This window comes from Erythrobacter sp. (genome assembly GCF_038133525.1).
In the GTDB taxonomy this organism is placed as follows: domain Bacteria; phylum Pseudomonadota; class Alphaproteobacteria; order Sphingomonadales; family Sphingomonadaceae; genus Qipengyuania.
On record NZ_JAYPTL010000004.1, the window covers coordinates 2,375 to 7,052 of the forward strand.

Annotated in this window: 3 protein-coding genes; all 3 read left to right on the top strand. The window is 59.5% G+C overall.

What is annotated here, in order from left to right; translation table 11 throughout:
* Positions 1-1,122: TonB-dependent receptor (locus tag AAFM29_RS01700; RefSeq protein ID WP_341711088.1), on the top strand; the 1,122-nt coding region annotated here is incomplete at its 5' end.
* A 402-nt stretch (positions 1,123-1,524) separates the two neighbouring features.
* On the top strand, positions 1,525-2,748 hold the full coding sequence (locus tag AAFM29_RS01705; RefSeq protein WP_341711089.1) for a putative 2OG-Fe(II) oxygenase: 1,224 nt from the start codon (positions 1,525-1,527) through the stop codon (positions 2,746-2,748).
* A gap of 44 nt (positions 2,749-2,792) precedes the next feature.
* Positions 2,793-4,628, top strand: coding sequence for a sulfotransferase (locus AAFM29_RS01710; protein WP_341711090.1), 1,836 nt, complete (start codon positions 2,793-2,795; stop codon positions 4,626-4,628).
* The last annotated feature ends 50 nt before the right edge of the window (positions 4,629-4,678 follow it).

Sequence of the window (4,678 nt, forward strand, 5' to 3'; positions counted from 1 at the left end):
GCGATCGTTCTGGATAGCTTCTTCAGCGAATTCACCATCACCGGTGGCTATCGCTATTCGGACTACAGCACCGGCGCGACGACCGACACCTACAAGATCGAAGGTGAACTGGCTCCGATCGATGACATCCGGTTCCGTGGCGGCTACAACCGCGCGGTCCGTGCTCCGACGGTACAGGACCTCTTCGCTCCGCAGCGTGTCGCTCTCGACGGTTCGACCGATCCGTGCGCAGGCTTCACCATCACCGCCGCTGACGTTGGGTGTATTGCCCAAGGCCTGCGTGTCGGCCAGACCGTGGCGCCGAACCCGGCTTCGCAGTACAACGGCCTGATCGGTGGTAACCCTGACCTGGTTCCGGAAGTCGCCGACACCTACACCGTCGGTGTGGTGCTGACCCCGACCTTCCTGCCTGGCTTCACCGCCAGCGTCGACTACTTCAACATCAAGGTTGAAGGGGCGATCCAGGGCATCGGTGCTGACACCATCCTTGAAGAATGTACCACTCGCGCCGATCCGTTCTTCTGCTCGCTGATCAATCGTGACGGCTCCGGCTCGCTGTGGCGCACCTCGGGTGGCTACGTGACCGACCTGTCGCAGAACATCGGTAAGCTGAAGACTGCAGGCGTGGACGTTCAGCTGGGCTATTCGCGTCAGATCGGCAATGCCGGTCGCCTGAGCTTCAGCTTTGTCGGCACCTGGCTTGACGAGCTGAACTCCAACCCGGGCGTTCCGGGCGTGGATGACATCGACTGCGTCGGCAAGGGCGGTAACGTCTGTGGCGTACCGAGCCCCGAGTGGCGTCACCAAGCCCGCGTCGGCTTCGACTTCACGAGCGGTTTCGGTGCCTCGCTGCGCTGGCGCCACTTCGACAGCGTCGAGCTCGATGGCGGTCGTCCGGGTGCGGATGGTTTCCCGTCACGCGACTACCTCGACCTGGCATTCACCTTCGAAGTGGGTGACCACTACGACTTCCGTCTGGGTGCGAACAACATCCTCGACAAGTCGCCGCCGCTTACCGGTTCGCAGGCCTGCCCGGCCGGCTTCTGTAACGGCAATACCTACGCGCAGGTGTACGACGCCATTGGTCGTTACCTCTACGCTGGTGTGACGCTTGAATTCTAAGCTTCACCGACGATAAACAGGGAATGGCGGGCCTTCGGGTCCGCCATTTTCGTTTGGGGCATGCCCCTGCAAGAGTACGAAGCTTTGGTGAATCGTAGCGAAGCCCTGATCCTGGCAACCAATCTCGCCGGAGAGGACAGCCAAACCGCGTTTGCGAATGGCATTCGCTTGCTTCGTGGCGATCATCCGGAAATACTGCTTCCGGCAGCTCGCCAGTTGGCGACGAAATATCCTTCAGACGCTAGAATGCACCAGCTCCATGGGTTGGCGGCACGCGCAGCACAGCATAGCGGTGAAGCCTGCGGCGCGTTTGGCATCGCGGCGCGGCTGGCACCTGGTGATCCTTTGATCGCACATTCGCAGGCACGCTCCGCGCTCGAGGCGGGCTGGAACTCGCTTGCATTGTTTGAGAAGGCCGCAGCGCTCGCACCACAGGATGGCTCGGTCCTTCTGGGCCTTGCTGCGGCGCGACTGCATGACCAATCTGCGCAGGCGGCAGTCGAAATGCTCGATGCGCTGATCGAGGCCAACCCGCTTTGGATCGATGGACATCGCGACCTGGCACGTGTCCGCGCCCAGCTCGGTTTGGATCCCGGTGCCAGCCTCTCAAAAGCTCTGCGTCAGCATCCGAGCGAGGCCGAACTCCATTTCCTGAAGATTGCCATCGCGCTTGAAGCGGCCAATCCGGAGCATGCTCAACTAGCAATCCAAGAAGCAAAGAGTCGGCTTGGTGAAAACCCTCGCCTGACGCTGCTTGAAGCCCATGTCTATTCTGAACTCGGAAACGTCACCAAGGCCGACCGATTGTTTGCGACGCTCGAAGGCGACCAGTCGATTGCCGTCGCGTCCCTCTATGCGAGACATCTCCTTCGAGCCGGGCAACCAGACCGGGCCACCCTTCTCTTGGAACCGCTGGTAGCAGAAGACTACGATCACCTACTTTGGCCATATCTTTCGCTTGCTTGGCGCCTGACCGGTAGCGCCGAGTGGGCCCAGCAAGAGGGCGATGATAGCTTCGTTGGAGTTTACGATCTTGCCGACCGGATCAAAGATCTCGAAGGCTTGATCGACCACGTGCGCCGCCTTCACTTCGGTACGGCGCAGCCACTAGATCAGTCGGTAAGGGGTGGAACCCAGACAGACGGCAACCTGTTGCTCCGCGAAGACGCAGCAGTGAAGGAACTCAGAAGCCTGATTGTCGAGACGGTTGAACATCACGTCGCCCAGCTTCCACCCCATATTGGACCTCATCCAACTCGCATCCAAGACCGGAGCCCCATTCGATTTTCCGGGTCGTGGTCAGTCCGTCTGCAGGACGCCGGCTTTCATACTGATCATGTCCATAGCAAGGGCTGGGTCAGCTCGGCTCTGTATCTGGCTTTGCCGCCTACAGTAACCGATGGCTCATCCGGGCGCTGCGAGCCGCACGCCGGATGGCTGTCACTGGGGGAATCTCGCGACCTCGTCCCCCAACTGGAGCCTCTACGGTTGATCCAGCCCAAGGTTGGTCGCCTCGTCCTGTTCCCTTCCTCTATGTGGCATGGTACGCGCCCCTTCCCGTCCGGCGAACGGATGACAATCGCCTTCGACATCGCCCGCCCCACACAAGATCAGAGTGGTAATTGAACATGAATGCCCCCGTCCCTCCGCCAGCGGACCTGATGCAAGCAATGGCGCGCACGCGCGTTGGGGATTTCATTGGCGCACTCTCAATCGTACAGCGGGCTTTGCCTCTAGCGAGCGATCGGGCCCCTTACCTGGCGCTGGGTGGGCTAGTCGCCCTCCGCATGGGTTCCCCCACCCAAGCGATTCCTTTCCTGAGGGAGCTGATTGAGATCAATCCATCGGATCAGCCAAGCAAGAACAATCTCGCAGCGGCACTGGTGCAGGTCGGCGACCATGCAGGCGCCATGGAATTGGCGAAGGACTCAAACATCCCGGCGCTCGCGCGGATCGAAGGGTTCATTCATCAATCGCGGGGCGACTACGAGCTGGCGGCAAATGCCTATCGTCGTGCAATAGCAGGCGATCCCGCAGACCTCGCTAGTCTCAACAACCTGGGCAATGTCCTGGCGGAAACACAGCATGTGGACGAAGCCATCGACGCCTATGAAAAAGCGATTACGCTCGCACCCGCGGATATCCAGATCTATCTCAATCTCGCTGAGCTTCTGCGAATGGCAGATCGTGGGCCTCCCCGGCTCAAAGTCCTGCAAGACGCGCACAGGATCGCTCCGGAAAACATCAGGGTCCTGGTGGATCTGGGCATGGCATATGCGCACGTCGACGATCTAGATAATGCAATGGAGACCTATCGACGGGCGATCGAGCTTACCGACGGTTTCGGCGAGGCTCATATCGAATATGGAATGATCCTGGAGAATCTAAATCGAACCGATGAGCTTGCCGCGCTCGTTGCCAGCTTCAAAGGCGGTGATGTGCCTCCCGAAGCGACCTTTTTGCTGGCTTGGGAAGCACGGCGTTCGGGGAACTATGAGGAGGCATCGCGTCTCGCTGACTCGATTCCCGAAACCGTGCTCCCAATGCGACGCTGGCACTTGGTTGGAGGAATAGCGGATCGGCTCGAAGATTCCGAAAAGGCGTTTGCGGCATTCGAGAAGATGAATGAGTCGGCCGTGGCCGAGGCGCGCCCCAGACATGGCCTGACCTACCGCGAAACAGTCGAAAGAGATCTCTCATTGTGGAATGAAGCCTGGGCTTCATCCTGGACCGATCTTCCGTTCCCTGAAGATGGGCGTCGTGATCCTGTTTTCCTCGTTGGTTTTCCGCGCTCCGGCACGACGCTGCTGGATACCATGCTCATGGGCCTGCAGGAACTTTGTGTCCTTGAGGAACGCCCGATGATGGCGCAGCTCGTAAAGATTACAGAGTCAGATGACATCGCCCAATATGATGCGGCGCGGGTTGCCGAACTTCGCGAATCCTACTTCGCTTCTGCTTTGAGTGAGGGTTGGGACGGTACACGTTGGCTGGTCGACAAGCACCCCCTCAACATGCAGCGAGTACCATTGATCAAGCGCCTGTTCCCACAGGCAAAAATTATTCTTGCGGAGCGCCATCCCTATGATGTGGTGCTCAGTTGCTTCATGGCGAACTTCACCCTGAACTTCGCCATGCGCAGCTTTACAAACCTCGACGAGGCTGCGCGGACCTACGATGCGGTATGGCGGGCCTGGCATCGCGGCATCGAGCTCTTCTCGGTAGATTGGCAGCCCGTGCGCTATGAGCGACTGGTCGTCGAGCCTCGCGCTGAGCTGGAGCCGATCGTTTCATGGCTCGGCTTGAACTGGGACGATCGGCTGTTGGACCACACAACGACCGCGCGCGAGCGCGGTCGGGTGAGGACTGCCAGCTATTCTCAGATTGGTGAAGCACTCTACACCCGCGCCAGCTATCGGTGGGAGCGCTATGCCAATTATCTCGAGCCTGTGATGCCGACGCTTGAGCCTTGGGTCCAACGAATGGGATATGCGAAGACCATCTGATTCAGCGCCTCTAGCCAAGAAGTTTGACCAAGGTGGCAGTCGCGTCTTTG